The 17,268-nt window shown below is 28.3% G+C and carries 17 protein-coding genes; 9 read left to right on the top strand and 8 right to left on the bottom strand.

Annotation, left to right across the window (positions count from 1 at the left end; genetic code table 11):
- Positions 1 to 304 precede the first annotated feature (304 nt).
- Positions 305 to 1,834, bottom strand: a complete 1,530-nt coding sequence (locus J3E06_RS06160) for a NosD domain-containing protein (protein WP_013179751.1) — start codon at positions 1,832 to 1,834, stop codon at positions 305 to 307.
- Positions 1,835 to 2,148: 314 nt separating this feature from the next.
- Here J3E06_RS06160 and J3E06_RS06165 point away from each other — a divergent pair, with 314 nt between their 5' ends.
- The 4 genes from J3E06_RS06165 (at position 2,149) to purF (ending at position 6,426) form a co-directional block, all read left to right on the top strand.
- Positions 2,149 to 2,331 (top strand): hypothetical protein, encoded by a 183-nt coding sequence (locus J3E06_RS06165; protein ID WP_013179752.1) that lies wholly within the window; start codon positions 2,149 to 2,151, stop codon positions 2,329 to 2,331.
- A gap of 638 nt (positions 2,332 to 2,969) precedes the next feature.
- A complete protein-coding gene (locus J3E06_RS06170; RefSeq protein ID WP_013179753.1) occupies positions 2,970 to 3,794 on the top strand; it encodes a 2-amino-3,7-dideoxy-D-threo-hept-6-ulosonate synthase in 825 nt (274 codons plus the stop codon).
- Between the two features lie 263 nt (positions 3,795 to 4,057).
- A complete protein-coding gene (tpiA, locus tag J3E06_RS06175) occupies positions 4,058 to 4,726 on the top strand; it encodes a triose-phosphate isomerase (RefSeq protein WP_013179754.1) in 669 nt (222 codons plus the stop codon).
- A gap of 311 nt (positions 4,727 to 5,037) precedes the next feature.
- Complete coding sequence (purF, locus tag J3E06_RS06180) at positions 5,038 to 6,426, top strand: amidophosphoribosyltransferase (protein WP_013179755.1); 1,389 nt, start codon at positions 5,038 to 5,040, stop codon at positions 6,424 to 6,426.
- Positions 6,427 to 6,457: 31 nt separating this feature from the next.
- Here the strand turns inward: purF and moaC are convergent, their stop codons facing one another.
- Together moaC and tfrB are read right to left on the bottom strand one after the other, a co-directional pair.
- Positions 6,458 to 6,955, bottom strand: a complete 498-nt coding sequence (gene moaC, locus J3E06_RS06185) for a cyclic pyranopterin monophosphate synthase MoaC (RefSeq protein ID WP_013179756.1) — start codon at positions 6,953 to 6,955, stop codon at positions 6,458 to 6,460.
- Between the two features lie 118 nt (positions 6,956 to 7,073).
- Positions 7,074 to 8,684 (bottom strand): fumarate reductase (CoM/CoB) subunit TfrB, encoded by a 1,611-nt coding sequence (gene tfrB / locus J3E06_RS06190; protein WP_048187063.1) that lies wholly within the window; start codon positions 8,682 to 8,684, stop codon positions 7,074 to 7,076.
- 338 nt (positions 8,685 to 9,022) lie between these two features.
- Here tfrB and J3E06_RS06195 point away from each other — a divergent pair, with 338 nt between their 5' ends.
- Entirely contained in the window at positions 9,023 to 9,475 is a 453-nt protein-coding gene (locus tag J3E06_RS06195; RefSeq protein ID WP_013179758.1) for a DUF2178 domain-containing protein, read from the top strand.
- Between the two features lie 78 nt (positions 9,476 to 9,553).
- Positions 9,554 to 9,748 carry a helix-turn-helix transcriptional regulator gene (locus J3E06_RS06200; protein ID WP_013179759.1) on the top strand — a complete coding sequence of 65 codons (195 nt, stop codon included), beginning with the start codon at positions 9,554 to 9,556 and terminating at the stop codon, positions 9,746 to 9,748.
- A 62-nt stretch (positions 9,749 to 9,810) separates the two neighbouring features.
- On the opposite strand, the gene J3E06_RS06205 is transcribed toward J3E06_RS06200, so the two are convergent.
- The 4 genes from J3E06_RS06205 to J3E06_RS06220 form a co-directional block, all read right to left on the bottom strand.
- Positions 9,811 to 10,260: a DUF61 family protein gene (locus J3E06_RS06205; protein WP_013179760.1), complete on the bottom strand. Its 450-nt coding sequence runs from the start codon at positions 10,258 to 10,260 to the stop codon at positions 9,811 to 9,813.
- 25 nt (positions 10,261 to 10,285) lie between these two features.
- Positions 10,286 to 11,293: a DMT family transporter gene (locus J3E06_RS06210; protein WP_013179761.1), complete on the bottom strand. Its 1,008-nt coding sequence runs from the start codon at positions 11,291 to 11,293 to the stop codon at positions 10,286 to 10,288.
- 68 nt (positions 11,294 to 11,361) lie between these two features.
- Positions 11,362 to 11,964 carry a winged helix-turn-helix domain-containing protein gene (locus J3E06_RS06215; RefSeq protein ID WP_013179762.1) on the bottom strand — a complete coding sequence of 201 codons (603 nt, stop codon included), beginning with the start codon at positions 11,962 to 11,964 and terminating at the stop codon, positions 11,362 to 11,364.
- A 329-nt stretch (positions 11,965 to 12,293) separates the two neighbouring features.
- A complete protein-coding gene (locus J3E06_RS06220; protein WP_013179763.1) occupies positions 12,294 to 13,877 on the bottom strand; it encodes a Na+/H+ antiporter NhaC family protein in 1,584 nt (527 codons plus the stop codon).
- A 297-nt stretch (positions 13,878 to 14,174) separates the two neighbouring features.
- On the opposite strand from J3E06_RS06220, the gene J3E06_RS06225 reads away from it, so the two are divergent.
- Together J3E06_RS06225 and J3E06_RS06230 are read left to right on the top strand one after the other, a co-directional pair.
- A complete protein-coding gene (locus J3E06_RS06225; RefSeq protein ID WP_013179764.1) occupies positions 14,175 to 14,753 on the top strand; it encodes a hypothetical protein in 579 nt (192 codons plus the stop codon).
- Positions 14,750 to 14,908: a hypothetical protein gene (locus J3E06_RS06230; RefSeq protein WP_013179765.1), complete on the top strand. Its 159-nt coding sequence runs from the start codon at positions 14,750 to 14,752 to the stop codon at positions 14,906 to 14,908. Before J3E06_RS06225 ends, J3E06_RS06230 begins: the two co-directional genes overlap by 4 nt.
- Positions 14,909 to 15,038: 130 nt before the next feature.
- On the opposite strand, the gene mch is transcribed toward J3E06_RS06230, so the two are convergent.
- On the bottom strand, positions 15,039 to 16,013 hold the full coding sequence (gene mch, locus J3E06_RS06235) for a methenyltetrahydromethanopterin cyclohydrolase (RefSeq protein ID WP_013179766.1): 975 nt from the start codon (positions 16,011 to 16,013) through the stop codon (positions 15,039 to 15,041).
- A 734-nt stretch (positions 16,014 to 16,747) separates the two neighbouring features.
- Between mch and J3E06_RS06240 the strand changes: the two genes are divergently transcribed.
- Positions 16,748 to 17,206, top strand: coding sequence for an FKBP-type peptidyl-prolyl cis-trans isomerase (locus tag J3E06_RS06240; protein WP_013179767.1), 459 nt, complete (start codon positions 16,748 to 16,750; stop codon positions 17,204 to 17,206).
- The last annotated feature ends 62 nt before the right edge of the window (positions 17,207 to 17,268 follow it).

Genomic DNA, 17,268 nt, shown 5'->3' on the forward strand with positions numbered 1-17,268 from the left:
TATTTAGATATTAATATATTCATAGATTATATATTCATATATTTTAATTATTTATTTTTCCATTTATTAATATTTGTTTAAAGTATTATATTGTATTTCATTTGAATGACTGATATTATTATTATTATTATTATTTTATTATTATTTTATTATTTTATTATTATTTTATTATTTTATTATGAATTTCATTAGTATTTACATTCCAAATTTGGAATTTAGTTCAATATTGAATAAATATTGTATTTAAATATCTAATCATTCTATTATTTATGGTTATTTAGTTGAATATGTTATTTTTTAATTATTATAGGTCAATTTCGGAATATACGAATGAAGGATTTTGATATATACCGTTTGAGGATTTTTTAAACTCTGATGTGTAATCATAATAATAATTTCCAAGATGTCCCGTATAATCCTTTTTGTTATATGTATAATTAATAACTGGTGAATTCATATAATTGCCCATCATAAACATTGTATTCAATAGTCTGCTATTGTTATAAAATTCGTTTAAGTAGACCCAATTATTTTCTGAAGTTCCTTCTGAACTTAAAGCATATCTTGTATTATTGAAAAAGTCATTATTTACAATAGTAATATTTTTAAAATGAGTATCTTCATGTCCATTAATTATATCACTATATAGTCCCCTTATTCCATTATTAAAGGTATTATTCTCTAATTTAGCATTTTCCATCCAAGCTAAGTGTGCGTTTATGGAATTATTGTTTAAATCAGAATTTTTAATGGAAACATTTTCGGTAATAATCAATAAAAGACCTGCTTCCAAATAGTTGTTAATATCATAGTTATCAATTACTATGTCTTCTGTTCGAAGTATGTACGTTCCACTACTTCCATTCAAGGCTTTACAATTTTCAATCACTAAATCTTCACAATAGGCTGCGTAAATACCTGCCCCTCCATATTTAATTAGACTATTTTTAACGCTTATGTCATCGACTAATAAAAACATAAATCCTTGGTTATAGTCATTATTACAGTAGCAATTTTCATAATCTAAATGTGATGTGGTTGATACTGCAAATCCGTAATTAGTACAGTTGCTTACATTACAGTTTATGAAAGTTAAGTTTTCCGCACCTTGAAATAAGAATCCAGTATTGCAATCAATAGTGCTACAATTTATAAATGTTATATTGTAAACCCCATATCTAATGGCACAACCTGCATTATTGTCCATAACGTGATAGTTTTGAATGGTAATATTTGATACTCCGCATAAATTAGTAATTCCTGCATTGGCAATCGTTGCATTTGACCGATTGCTTGTCATTAAGTGCCCCATTCCCTCAATAAGTACATTACTGGTATTTAAACAAATACCTGGATATTTTTCGATATCTTCAGTAATATAATATTTGCCGGGATTATTTATCACGTAAGGATAATCTTTATTTTCACTGAAATTTTCCTTTGATAGATAATATTCGTTATTTATGGGTTCAATCACTTTTCTAACCATTCGCACCGAACTTTGGACTGAAATTGTCGTATTATTAGATTTTTGAGACATATTGTTTGAAATATTATATTTTATGAAAGTAAATCTGTTAAATTCTTCATTATTCATTGAATTTAGAATATTTTCTTTATTAATTAGCTCATACTCATCCATATCTTCAACGCATATATATTCACGAGAGATGGATTCAATATCTTCACATATTTCGTTTTCAGCGATTGCTAATTGAAGGCTAAATGCTATAATCGATAGTATGAAGAAGTATTTTATCAAATTTTTATTATTTTTATTATTATTTTTATTATTCTTATTATTCTTATTATTTTTATCGCATAAATTTCTCATATTTCGCCTCATACAATTTAATCAAATCTAATTAATTTATTAACACAAGTAAATAAGCTAAATAACCCCTATAATTTAAATAAAAAAATGATAATGAAGTATTTATGTAATTTTTATGTAATATATAAGTAAATTTATTATTTTGGGTATATAAATATTTCAAAACAATATGATTATGCAAAAAATTATCCTAAAAAATACATAAACTATATATAGCATATTGATAAGTTAATAATTATAAATTAATAAAATAACATTAAAAACAAACATTGAAACAAAACAAATAAATTAAACCAAATGAAAGGTGAATAAAAATGAAAAACCTTGCAAATAGTTGTAATAGCAGGTGTATGCTACACGATAGTAAAGTTAGCAAGATGAGTTTAGCTAACAGCATAAACAAATTAGTGGATAATATAGAAGATAGTATTGTTAATGTTAAATCAAATGTTGGTATTTTTAGTTATTTTAGTTATTTTAGCTTCCAGTGGTATTAATTGTATCTCTGTGTATTTATTGATGCGTAATTTACGTGCATTGTTGTATTTATATTGGTAAATAAGGTTATACTCCGTATTTTTGCCGTATACTGTGTTATATTCATTATAGTATGATATCCTATGTTATTGTGTATATACATATACGAATGTGTAAATTTGTGAATTTTAGATTTATAAGTTTATAGATTTATATGGTCATAAATTGTAATTCGAGTATAAATTATTGTTATTTTAAATTCAATTTTGCGGTATGGCGTTTTAATAAAGTTTAATGGATTTTAATAAATTTTAACCATAGTTAATTTATCAAGTATTTTATGGGCTGTATTGATTAGTGATATTCATAATATCGTTCATATAGATATATTGATATTTTAGATGGAACTATATAATATTTGAATATAATTATATTCGAATATATTAACAATTATTAACAATTATTACTATATATTAATCAAATGACTTAAATTAGCTTAAAAATGAGTATTATTTAATAAAATAAATGAATTATTGAAATATATCTTTTAATTGGATATAAATAAAATATATGCTTAATTTAGGAAAATTAAAACCAAATAATATAAATTATATGAAAAACAAAAACAAAAAACGATAATAATGATAATGGTGAAATTATGGAAAGATTCGGAAACCTCAAAAATGTTGGAAAATTAATCAGATTAGAACGCATATTCAATAGAAAAAGCGAAAGGACGGTTATAATACCTTTAGACCACGGTGTTTCATCTGGTCCATTAGATGGTATTAAAGATATGCCCAGTACAGTAGATAAAGTTGCAGAAGGTGGCGCAAACGCCGTATTGGAACATAAGGGTATTGTTAGATACGGTCATCGGGGATATGGTAAAGATATAGGACTAATAGTTCATTTGTCCGCTGGTACGTCCCTCTCACCCGACCCAAATAAAAAAGTAATCGTTACGTCTGTTGAGGAAGCACTAAGAATCGGTGCAGATGCTGTTTCAGTGCACGTTAACGTGGGTGCAGAAACTGATGATGAAATGTATAAAGATTTAGGAAAAATCGCTGAAACTTGCGAATACTGGGGAATGCCATTAATCGCAATGATGTACCCGAGAGGTAAAAAAGTGGTTGACGAAAGAGACCCCGAATATGTAGCTCACGCTGCAAGATTAGGTGCTGAATTAGGTGCCGATATTATTAAAACTAATTACACGGGCGATATAGACTCTTTCAGGGAAGTTGTAAGAGGATGTCCTGTGCCTATTGTAATAGCAGGCGGTCCTAAAACAAACACTGACGAAGAATTCTTGCAAATGGTTAAAGATGCGATAAGTGCGGGTGCAATCGGTGTAGCTTCCGGTAGAAATGTATTCCAACATAGGGATGTAAGCGGAATTACAAGAGCAATCTGTAGGATAGTTCACGATGAAGTAAGTGTCGAAGAAGCCTTAAAAGAAATAAAACCGGAAGAATAATCATATAATATTTTTCAATCTTTTTAATTTTTAATTTTTAATTTTTTATTTTATTAGTCTTATATATTTATCTTTTTTATTTTTTTAAATATCTTTAGTTCATATATAAATAATATAAAACACATAAGAAGCATTATAATACTATGAAATAAAATTTAAACAAAGAAAAATGTTTAAAATTAAAATTTAAAATTAAAATTTAAAATTAAAAATAAACTACATAAGTGATATATCGACATATTTATGTAAAATAATTTGGTGATATTATTAAACCAGTTGTTATAATTAATTACAAGACATATATGGAAAGTATTAGCGATAAAGGACTAAATATAGCAAAATGTGCGGAAAAAGTCAGTGAAGAGAGCGGTATAGAGATTTCTGTAGCCCCTCAGTTCACAGATTTAAAAACAATCGTAGAGCAAACTAATGTAAAAGTTTACTCTCAACATATGGATGCGATAAAACCAGGTAGCAACACCGGTAAAATTTTGCCCGAGGCTGTAAAAAGTACTGGTGCGTTCGGAACACTTATAAACCATTCTGAAAAGCGTTTATTACTTTCAGACATTGAAGAAATCATAAATAAATCAAAAGAGCTAAAACTTGAAAGTGTAGTTTGTACAAATAATATCGGCGTTTCGAAAGCTGTTTCGGCATTATCGCCTGACTACATTGCAGTTGAACCACCTGAATTAATAGGTTCAGGTATTCCGGTTTCAAAAGCTAACCCTGAAGTTGTAGAAGGAACGGTTAGTGCAGTGCACGATATTAACAAAGATGTGAAAGTACTCTGTGGTGCAGGTATTTCTAAAGGGGAAGACGTTAAATCAGCATTAGAACTCGGAGCAGAAGGTGTTTTGCTTGCTTCGGGTGTAGTAAAAGCAAAAGACGTTGAACAGTCAATTAGGGATTTAATAAGCGAATTATAATATAATCTTTATTCAATTTTAATATATTATTATATTCTTATTTATTTTTTTATATTATTTTAGTCATATTTTCAGTTTAATTTATATATTTGTTTTCAGTATACATTCATATAAATTTAAAATTATTAACTCAAATCATCGATATTTTAATATATCAGATAGTTAATATTCATATTTTCATTATATTATCTTACATTATTATATTAGAATTATTCAATAAGTAAATTATAAACTTATACGCTTATAAAATTAAAAAGATTAAAAGAAAAAGATTAAAAGAAAATATACTTTTAAATCGATTTTGTGATAAAATGTGCGGAATATTTGGTATATACTCACCAACTAAAAATAATATCGTTAAAAAAGTCTACTACGGATTATATGCTTTGCAACACCGAGGTCAGGAAGGTGCAGGGATTGCAGTAGGAAATGGTAAAAATATCGGTAGTTATAAAGGTGTTGGATTAGTTCCAGAAGTTTTTACAAACAAAGAACTCCAAAATCTTTATGGTCATATCGGTATTGGTCATGTAAGATATTCAACAACAGGCGGGAATAACATAGACAATTGCCAACCTTTCGTTGTAAATAGCTCTTTTGGGAATTTTGCAATATCTCATAACGGCGATATTGTAAATTCGGCATTATTAAGGGAAGAATTGGAGAAAAACGGACATATTTTCATATCTACAACTGACTCCGAAGTTATAGCTCAATTATTGGTTAGAGAACTATTAAAAACCGATGACATTGTCCAAGCTATGAAAAACGTTTCTGAAAAGCTAAATGGAGCTTATTCAATGTTAATTGTGTACAATGATATGATGATAGCTGTAAGGGACCCAAAAGGCTTTAAACCATTGTGTATGGGAATGAAAAACGGAGAAATATACTTTAGTTCTGAAAGCTGTGCTTTAGATATCGTAGATGTACCCCTTGAAAGAGATATCAAAGCCGGAGAAATGATTGTTGTAAAAGGAAATAAAGTAAAATCTTATGATTTGCCAAATAAGGCGGAAAAATCTTCAACCTGTATGTTTGAATACGTTTACTTTGCAAGACCTGACTCTACAATTGACGGAATAAGCGTTCACGAAGTAAGGAGAAATATCGGAAAAATCCTCGCAAAAGAAAATAACACTGATGCAGACGTAGTTTCCCCAGTTCCTGACTCCGGTATCCTTTTCTCACAAGGTTATACTGAAGAAGTAGGTATTCCTTATAAAGAAGTTTTGATTAAAAACCGATACATCGGAAGAACTTTTATCCTCCCAACCCAGGAAGAGAGGGATTTAGCCGTTAGATTGAAATTAAACCCTGTAAAAGATATGATTAAGGATAAAAAGATAATTTTAATCGATGATAGTATCGTAAGGGGCACAACTTCTAAAAAAATTGTTACAATGGTTAAAAAAACCGGTGCTAAAGAAATCCACTTTAAAATAGGTTCTCCTAAAATTGTATCGCCTTGTTTCTATGGTATTGATATGGCAACCAAAGATGAGTTAATTGCAAGTTCGAGAACAGATGAAGAAATCGCTGAGTCAATAAACGCCGATTCTATTCAATATTTAAGCATTAAAGGGTTAATAGAGGCTATCGGTAGGGAAGATTTATGTTTAGCTTGTTTAAACGGCGAATACCCTACAGATGTATCTTGTAAATTATGTAATAATAATAAAAAAATAAAAAATAAATAAAAAATAAAAATAATTAATACTCAATTATTAATTATTCAATATCTCTTTTAATTTTTTCAACAACCATTATGTTAGAGATGTTTGTATTAGGATATTGTCCATTTTCGTCTTTTTCTATGGCTTTAACCATATCCCAAACAGTTAAAAGGGCAACACTAACGCCAGTAAGTGCTTCCATTTCAATACCTGTTTTATAAGTGCTTTTTACCTTGCAAATAGCTTCAACTGTGTTATCTTCTTCATCAACTTCAAATCTAACTTTTGCTGACGTAATAGGCACGGGGTGGCACATGGGAATCATATTTGATGTATTTTTAACGGCCATAGTACCTGCAACTTGTGCAGTAGTTAAAACATCCCCTTTTGCAATTTCATTTTTTACAATTGCTTTAATTGTCGAAGGCTTTAATTTTATAAGTCCTTTAGCAGTACACTCTCTATATACGTCATTCTTTTTAGAAATATCTACAATTTTTACGCCGTTTTCGTCAACGTGTGTAAGTTCTTGAGTATTTTTAATATTTTCCATAATTTCACCATATATATTTTTATATTTTTATATTTTTGATAATTATAATTATTAATCAATTGTACATTTTTATTATTTTTATTATTTTTATTATTCTTATTTTTTAATGAATTACCAATTAAATAACCTTATCCAGCAATTTAACAATGTTCATAACGGGGATATTTGAAACTTTGCTAAGACAGTCTTCAATATGGTAATTACAGAATGGACAAACCGTTATCACATAATCAGCTTTTGTATTGAGTATCATTTCTGTTTTTTTCTCGCCGATACTATACGCTACTTCTGGCTTTCCACTTCTAACGCCTCCACCGGCACCGCAACATTGGTCGGGGATTTCCATTTCTACGAACTTTAATTTAGGAATGCTGTTTAATATAATACGTGGTTGCTCAAATATATCCTGTCCTCTTTTCAAATGACAAGGGTCGTGATAAGTGATTGTAATATCATAAGGTTTGTAATTTAATAAACCTTTTTCGACAAGTAATTCTGTAATATCCTTTACGATGAATTTCTTTTCCTTATAGTCATTTTTTAAAGTACTACCGCAACCGGCACACAACGTTACTATACAATCAAGTGATTTATCGAGGAATACTTTATCAAATATTTCAAGGTTGATATTTCGCAATTCTTTTGCCACATCGGTTTGTCCTGTTCTTATAAGCGGAGAACCACAGCAAACCTGATTCATCGGAATGATTACAGATATTTTATGAGCATTCAACACTCTTATAGCAGACTTACCTAATTCTTGTAGCCTATAATCCATTAAACAGCCGGTAAATAAAGCTACAGTGGTTTTTGCGTTTTTTGCAATATATTCAATACTTTTATTAACGTTGTCTTTATTTTCAATCACAATTTTTTCAGTAAATTCTGTGTTAAATTTTTCCGGATTATTCCATATATCTTCAAGCAACGGAATTTCTGGAGCTTTAGGTCTTGCAACTGTCCTTTTAGCAGGATTTTCATTAATAAATTTCCTAACTTCGAGATGATTCTTTAAATTTAGACCTTTTTTAAATGAAAGTTCCCTTAATTTTTCAACGGCATTATGTACGGTATCAATACTATTAGGACATACTTTAACACATCTTCCGCAGGTTGTACAGTTGTACAAGTTATTTTCAAAGGCTTCTTTCACCCTATCTTTGTTATCTCGGGCATCTCGGGCATATCTTGCCAATAAACGCATAAATGTAGGTCCGGTATAATCGGAGTACATACGAGCAGGGCAGGTTGACATACAGCTCATACAGTCAATACAGTTTCTAACTTCTCCAATATCTGAAATAGTGGAAAATAAATCTTCATCACTAAGCAATTTTAAATTGTCGCCTGTTTTTTCATCATTTTCATCACTTTTAGTATTTTCATCACTTTTTTTATGAATCCAATTTTCAAATTCTTTCTGAGCTTTGTAGTATTCGTCCCTATTTACGATTAAATCTTCGATTATTTCAAAGTTTCTAAGCGGTTCTATTTTCATATCTTCTTCAACTTTGGTTTTGCAAGCTAATTTTGGTAAACCATTTACACAAACTGCGCAACTACCACATTGACCAGCTTTACAGGATGAACGATATTTTATTTCGAAACCATTGTTATTTAAATATTCTAAGGCTTCTATGATAGTTAAATCGCTTGGAACCATATATTTTTTAAATATTTTATTTCGCATAATATAAATTGGAATTAATAAATCGTCGTTATTTTTCATAATTTCACACATAATTACATTTTAATTAATAATTATCTTGATTGTATATAAAGTATATCAAATCAAATATTTATTTTATGCAATTCCAAAAACTTTATATAGTACATACACAATATAATAAAATGTAAAATATATTTTACATTATTATAATTATACTTTACATTTTGTAAATTATAGTCTACAAAATGGAACAATAAATTTACACAAATCTTTAAATTTAAAATCTATGTAATTTAACTTGATATAACTTAATTTACTTTAATTTAATTTTTTAATTTTTTAATTTTTTAATATTTTAACTTTAAAATAAGTGGAATAAAAGTAAATACGGTGATAATATGAATTATGAAACGTACAAAAAATACAGATTAATTGTAATAGCTTATGTGGCACTATTAACCTCTTATGGAATTACTTCAAAAGAAGTATTGGTGGTATTTGGTGCAGTATTAACAGGAATGCTATTTATGTTTTTATTAAGAAGAAATTTAGATAAAGAAGAAGTTCTTGTCGATGAATTAGTTTTAAAAGTAAGTGAAAAAGCAGCAAATGCGTCAATGGCACTATGTACAATTGCTTTTGCAGTTGCTGGTTTAATACTAATGAATATAGTATCTATACTTAGTTTAATAGATGGAAAACCAGTTATTGCACAACCTTGGGAAGGTTATGTAAATATGGGCATAACGCTTTCCTGGTCAGCTATGGCGCTATTAATTTCATTTGTTGGTTTTAAATACTATTATGGTAGGAAGTATGGTTTATTAGGTCGTCAAAGGAGATGTGATTAATTAAAAATTTAGAATAATCCAAAAAAATAAATAAAATGTGGGAAAATAATAAAACTAAACAATTATGATTGTGATACTATGGAAAATAAAATAAAGGTTTTTCGAGCTATGAATGACCTTACACAGGACGAACTTGCCAAAAAAATAGGTGTTACTCGGCAAACTATCTCGGCGATAGAAAAAGGCAAATATGACCCTTCTTTAATAATTGCTTTCAAATTATCAAAATTATTTAATGTAAAAATTGAAGAGATTTTTTTATATGAAGAATAATTTTAATTTACAAAGATATTAATTATTATTTATTTATTTATTATTTATTTAATCATAGCGATTTAATCTAACCCCATTCTAAATAAATAAGTCGTCGTAGTTGGTAATTTTTGTCTAACAATCCTTAACTCAGGTTTATAAATATATAATAATTTATTTTCATCAAATTTGTTAATTTCTTTAGATAATATCTTAGAAATTACATTTACTTCATCTATTCCTTCTATTTTAACAGTACCCTCGTTTAAATTAGAATCAACTTGTAAAACTATTGGTATTTTTAAATCTTTTGAAGCAATATCTTTTAAGTAATCTAATTCTCTTCTTTTTATCCTATGTCTTTCTCCATTTACCATAACTACGGGTTTATCTTCGTTTAAAAGTTCTCCTAAAGTTTTTTTAGTAAATGAACTTTTTAACCCCTTAATAAGCCCATAAATATGTTTATCTGATAAATTACTTTCATTTAATGGTTTTCCTAAGTTATTATTGTTATTATTACCCTTATTCATTATTTCACCGTTAAATTTTATTTTACTATTTTATTTTACCATTATCATCATTTGCATTTTTACTTTTAATATGGTTATCGCTATAATAATTAGCTCCAATTACCCCAAATATGATTGCAGAAACGCCTATGATTTGATAGGACGCAACAGTCTCGTTCATAAATATGATTGCGGACAATATTGATACTACAACCGATAGTTTAGAAATAATGGAATATTCTGCAGCTTTTATTTTACTTAAGCTGTAATTAACCAAAAATGATGTAATAACAGATACTACAATCCCTAAGTAAAGTATGGACGATATGAAATTAATATTTAATAAATCTGACCCTACAGTATATAATTTAACAAATATATTTGGAACGCCATAAAATGCAGAAATCCCGATGTTTAATAGTGTAAATACAAATGCACCGATTAACATCATACCGTAAGTAATTGTAATCGGGTCAAGGTTCTTAGAAAGCTTTCTACTCGATACGGCGTACATAGAAGTGGCAAGTATTGAAATTACGATAAATAAGACTCCCATAATACTTGTTTCGTTTGCAGGGTCAAAATAACCGCCAATACTACGCATAACGTATATATAAATTATTCCGATAATTGAAATTATCATAAAAATTGTTTGTTTTAAATTTATGGTTTCTTTTAAAAATAATACTCCAAATATGGCCGTAACTACTGGCGCTATTGAATATAATATCCCGACTTGTGCAATGGGTAAATAATTGAGCCCAAAAACCTGAAAACCAAAAAATAAGACTGGTTGAAATATCCCCAAAATTAACATTTCTTTTCTAAATTCATATAATTTTTTAAAATTAACCTTTTTAACACCCAAATTTATCACAATAGCTAAAAATATATACGCTATAACGAATTTAAGCGATAAAACTTCGAAAGGTTCTATATAAACCAATGCGTATTTTGTAAATAAAAATGTTAAACCGATTAATGTGGCGTTTAATGTGGCAGCAATATATGCTTTATTAACGTCTTTTTTAACGATGTTTTTTAAGTTAATCATTATAACACCACTTTAAATTTTGATAATTATAACATTAAAAAATTATTCCAGAATTCTTTAAGTTTATTTCATTTTTCACTAATTATATAGTATACTTGATATATCAAATTTAAAATTGTCTTTCCTTTATGTGTTAAATAATAGTCTTTTCGTTCCCTATTTTGAGATACTAACTTGGAATTTTGAAGTTTTCGTAAATGAAACAATAAGTTGCCCCCCCGTATTCCTGTAATTATGGATAATTCAGAATATGTTCGGTTAGACATTAAAAGTGCTTTTAAAATCAATAATCTTCGTTTATTGGAAAGTGGTTCAAAAAGAACATCCATTAATTCCATTTCAGATACTTCTTTGTATTTTGTATTTTGATTGTGATTTGTATGGTTTAATTCATTTTCACTATTTTCGCCGGGAGTAGGGAATTCATTTGACGTACTCGATTCAAATTCCAAAGAATGATTTTCTAAATCATAATTTTCGTAATTAGTATAATCCATAAAATTGCTATCACTGCCCCTATTTTCACTAAACTTATCAAAACTACTTCGTTCTTCTTTTGAATTAGAATTTTTAATATTACTGTTTATATATTCAATTAAACATACCCTAAGTGCTTTTAATTCTTCCTTTATGGATTTTAATTCGGACAAATATTCATCATTATCTTGCACAATTCCACCAATCTATACACACATCCTTATTTACCATCCTAATATTATTTAATTACGGTATTTACCATTTTATTACAGTATAATAGTATCTCGATTAATTTAATAATTATAATATATTAAATATCGTGCTATATATTACTTACTAACTATTTTAATAACGATTAATATATATTTAATAAGGTTCAACAAAAACATTTTTTGATTAATTAGTGTATTAACTATAATTTATAAGTAATAATAATAAAAAAATAAAATAAAATAAAATAAAAAAAGAAAATAGAATTTATATTTTTAATTAATTAGAATTAATTAGAATTAATTAGAATTAATTAGAATTTTTTATGGAGTATGTATGAGAGTCCTAACACTGCTAAACCTACAAATCCTAAATTTATGAGTGCTGAAACCCAGTATCCCATATTTATCGTGTATCCAACTAACAAGTAGCCAATAAATGCACAAGCACCGATTAATGTTGTGTATGGCAACTGTGTGTTAACGTGGTCAACGTGGTTTGTACCCGCACCTGCAGAGCTCATAATTGTTGTATCTGAAATAGGTGAGGAATGGTCCCCGTATATCGCACCACCTAACGTAGCAGCCACAAATGGAACAACTAAGTCTAAATTGCCCAAGCTTACTGCAATAGGCACAGCAATAGGTAGTACTATACCAAAAGTACCCCAAGATGTACCTGTAGCAAATGCCATAAATCCAGAGATTGCGAATAATAATGCAGGAATTATTTCTATAGGTATTGAACCTTGAATTACTGAAGCAAGGAATGCACCAGTGTTTAAATCGCCTTTAATGATTGAACCCAATGTCCAAGCTAAAATTAAGATACATACAGCAGGCAACATTAATTTTGAACCTTTTAACCATAATTTACCAGTTTCTGCAACAGGTACCGCTTTTGTAATTATGAAGTAGATTGTTGTAAATACTAAAGATACTAATCCACCCCAGAATAAACCCCAAGAAGCATCAATACCGGTAATTGCATCAAATAAACTTGCACCGGTTAATAATCCACCGGATATAAGCATAGCTGCTACAATTGAAATAATTAATACTAATATTGGAATAATTAAATAGCTTACTTTTCCGTTTCCTAATGGTTCGATTTCTGATTCTGCTGAAGCTATATCTTCATTACCGTGGAATAAGTCTCCAGTTTCCTCTGCAACTTTTTCGTGGTCTTTCATAGGTCCAAAATCCCATTTTAATTTCGAAATAACTACTATAACCATAAATAAAGCAACTAATGCGTATGTGTTAAAAGCAATCGCAGACATAAATACATCTGAAGGTGTCATATTGGCTAAAGCACCACTACCAACACCAGAATCTTTTAAATTACCCAAAACAGCAGCAAACCAGCTTGAAACAGGCATAAGGATACATACAGGTGCTGCAGTTGAATCTATAATATAAGCTAATTTAGCCCTTGAAATGCTAAATTTATCAGTTATTGGTTTCATTACCGTACCAACGGTTAAACAGTTGAAGTAATCGTCGATGAACAATAATAAACCTAATATTGATGTGGAAACACAAGCTCCTTCTTTTGATTTGATTTTTTGAGTAGCCCAGTTTCCATAAGCAAGAGCTCCGCCTGCTCGGGTAATCAAAGCTATTAAAGAACCTAACATAAATAAAAATAACAAAATTAACAAATTCCATAAATTACCGACTTCTGTGAATGACGAAATACCTGTAATTGATGTAATTTCAAGACTTCCTAAAAAGCTATCGATTAAATGCATAGGTACATTGCCCAAATTGTTCATATTAAATATTAATGAACCAGCTACGATACCCAAAAATAACGATGCGTATACTCTTTTAGTTAATAGTGCCAACCCAATTGCCACAATAGGCGGAACTAATGATAATAATCCAAATTCCATTGTTTACCTCCAAATAAGTAATTTTGAAAACGTTTGAATACCAACTATATAAAACTTTTTAATTGGTATATGTAGATTAATATGATTTGGAATTTTAATTCACAGGTATATATGTTTAATATATTTAAATTAACACACAAAATAAATTTATTGTAATTTGTTTTTATATGTTTTGATTTGAAACACGTGGTTAAAAAAGAAAAGAAATTAATAAAATATAAATATGGTGGAATAATATATTAATAAGCTATTAAATTAATTGTTAAAAAGGTAATTTATACATACATATGTGAAAATATGAAGGATGAACGTATTAAGCTTTTAAAAAAATATTCTGAAGATTTGGAGAAATCTTATTATATACAATTGGATGAACATAACCATCTTAAAAATCATACAACTAATATATTGACAATATATGTCATATTTGCGACATTATTGGGAGTATTTCAAAATTGTTTTAAATCCATTAACCCGATTTGCACTTCAATTAGTTTGGCACTGATTCTTTCGGCTTTAATGGTTTTATATGAAATATTTAATCATGGAAAACCATTGGCAATTTTTGGAGGGGAAAATAAACCTATTTTTGAAGATTCTGAAAGTATAGAAGATTATTATTTAGTAGTCATCGAGTACTATGATTTTTTGGAATCAAAAATGATTACATCAAATCGAAAATTAAATAAATTAATACGCTTAGAATATGTGGTTATATTTTTGATTTTGGCTTTAGTTATAGATACATTATGTGGAAATTATATATATAATGCAATATATAGTAATTATATAACAATAGTTTTAATATTAATACTAATATGGGGTATGCTTAAAATACTCTTAAAAATTATGGATCGTAGGGGTGATGAGTTATGAACTCAAAAAAATCCTTAAAAGTAATTATAAAAAAAGGACCTGCAAATGAAGTTTTAAGAATCGAAGATTCAAAAGTTAATGGTGCCAAAAAAGAACAAAAATCTAAAAAAGATAAACATGTTCGGGTATTACACTACATCAATGTTTCATATTAATTTGAATATAAATTTTATTTTTAACAATAGTTAATTAACAATATTTAAAAAAGAAAAAAAGTTTATTTTATATTATTAATATTATTTTATATTATTAATACTATTATGTTATTTTATTATACATTATTAATTATTCTAATTCTACGTATTTTAATGATTTTTTAACAACTTCTTCGTTCATTTTACCTGCACTTACTAATTTGCCGGTTCTCATATCGTTAATTGTTACAACAGCTGGAGCAAACATTCCTTTGTCGATTTTGTAGAAGTCGTATTCTGCTTCTTTAAATACTTCTAAGAATGGTTTTCCGTATGTTTCAGCTGAACAGGAAGGTAATGCTTTACATAAAGCTTCTACATCGTCATTTTCATCGCTTTCAATGTAGTAGTAGGTTCTACCGCCGTATAAAACCATATCGTTTGTAGCACCCATCATTTTCATATCGTCCCCTACAATAGGAGCTACTGGTGCAATACCTGCTGCAAATTTAACTTTTCTCACGTCAAAGTGTAATGCTTCTAACATTTTGTATGTACCGTTTTCTACAACTCTACCGCTGATTTGGATAGCACCAACTATTGATGAGGTAGGAGCTACTAATAAGTAAACTTTATCAACAGCTACGCCACATTTTTCAGCAACAAACTCAGCTACTTCTTCATTTGGTAATGTTGAAGCTTCTAAACATAAAATAGCAATATCTGCGTCATCTTCATAGTCAATTTCTTCGTATGTAGCTTTAGGCATTTTTGCTAAAGCTCTTGCAGGTCCTGAACCCATAGCAAAGAATTTGCCAACTTTAATACTCCATCCAGCTTTTTGTGCGCCTAATGTAGCGATTGCAGGTTGTGAAGTTTTAACTTTTACGCAAGGTAATACAATACCATTATCTAAAGTTCCTGTAATGCTTACACCAACGTGAGCAATACCGCCTAAGCAAATTTTTGTGAATAATTTACCAGCTTCAAAGCTACCGTCAACGTTAACACCACAATCTAAAACTGTAGCACCGTTTTCTAATTTTAAAACGTCAATTTTCATTTCTTCAGCATTTTCCATCATTTTTTCAACGATAGGTAATGATGCTTTGTTTACACTAATCATTTTTTCACCTTTGTGGTTAATATCGATATGGGTTAGGTTAATGTGGTTATGTATAATATGTACTATGTACAATATATGCTATGCAAATATATGAGGATAATAAAATTCCTGTGAAAAATAATCTTTAAACATTACCTCTGTAAAGATTACTCTTTTAAAGTTTAATCTCTTTTAATTTTTATATGTTTTGATTTGATTTAAAAAAAATTATTTTAAAAACTTTGCGATATAAAACAATTATTAATGAAACGTTAACATATGCTAATATTATATTAATCTACAACTTTATAAAATGATGATTAATGATAATTGAACCATTAAATAATTCCTTTAGCATCTTATAATTAATTCTTTTATGTCAAGGCTTTTATAAAATTTATTAAATAATAAAATATATATAATATAATGATGCGGATATATGTATATAATTCGATTAATTCGACATATATATCAATAGGTATAAAAATAATTAGTGTACATGAGTTTATTATATTGAACTTATTTTAAATAATGTTAAATATATTGAATCAAGATACTTTCATATGAGTATCATAATATTGTAGATATTATAATTATGATTTGTAATTATTATGATTTTGTAATTTTACACTATAATCGCTAATTAATAACATACAAATTTAAATACTAATTTCAACTGAAATGAGTAAATAGTTAAACTTATAAGTAAACTTAAACTTAAACTTAAACTTAAATCAAAAAATTCAAGTGATACAATGGTTTCAAAAGGAAGTAAAATAAAAGTAGATTACATAGGCAGATTTGAAGATGGCGGTATATTCGACACATCTATTGAAGCAGTAGCTAAAGAAGAAGGTTTATACGATGAAAACAGACCTTACGAACCTTTAGAGTTTGTAGTTGGCGAAGGACAAATGATTCAAGGCTTTGAAGAGGCTGTTTTAGACCTTGCAGTAGGTGAGGAAATCACAGTTACATTACCACCTGAAAAAGCATACGGTCAAAGAAACGATGAATTAGTTGAAAAAATCCCAAGAAACTTATTCGAAAATGCAGAATTTGAACCCGAAGAAGGAATGTGTATTATGTTAGGAGAAATGTACCCGCCAGCAATTATTGCAGAAGTTACAGAGGAAGAAGTTGTAATTGACTTTAACCCTGAATTAGCAGGAGAAACATTAGTATTTACAATAAAATTATTAGAAGAATTATAATTAATGATTAATTATTTATCATTAATTAATTTTAATTGTATTTTAAAGAAATAACTATTAAA

The sequence above is a fragment of the Methanococcus voltae genome, assembly GCF_024807655.1.
GTDB classification, from domain to species: domain Archaea; phylum AGJL01; class Methanococci; order Methanococcales; family Methanococcaceae; genus Methanococcus; species Methanococcus voltae_D.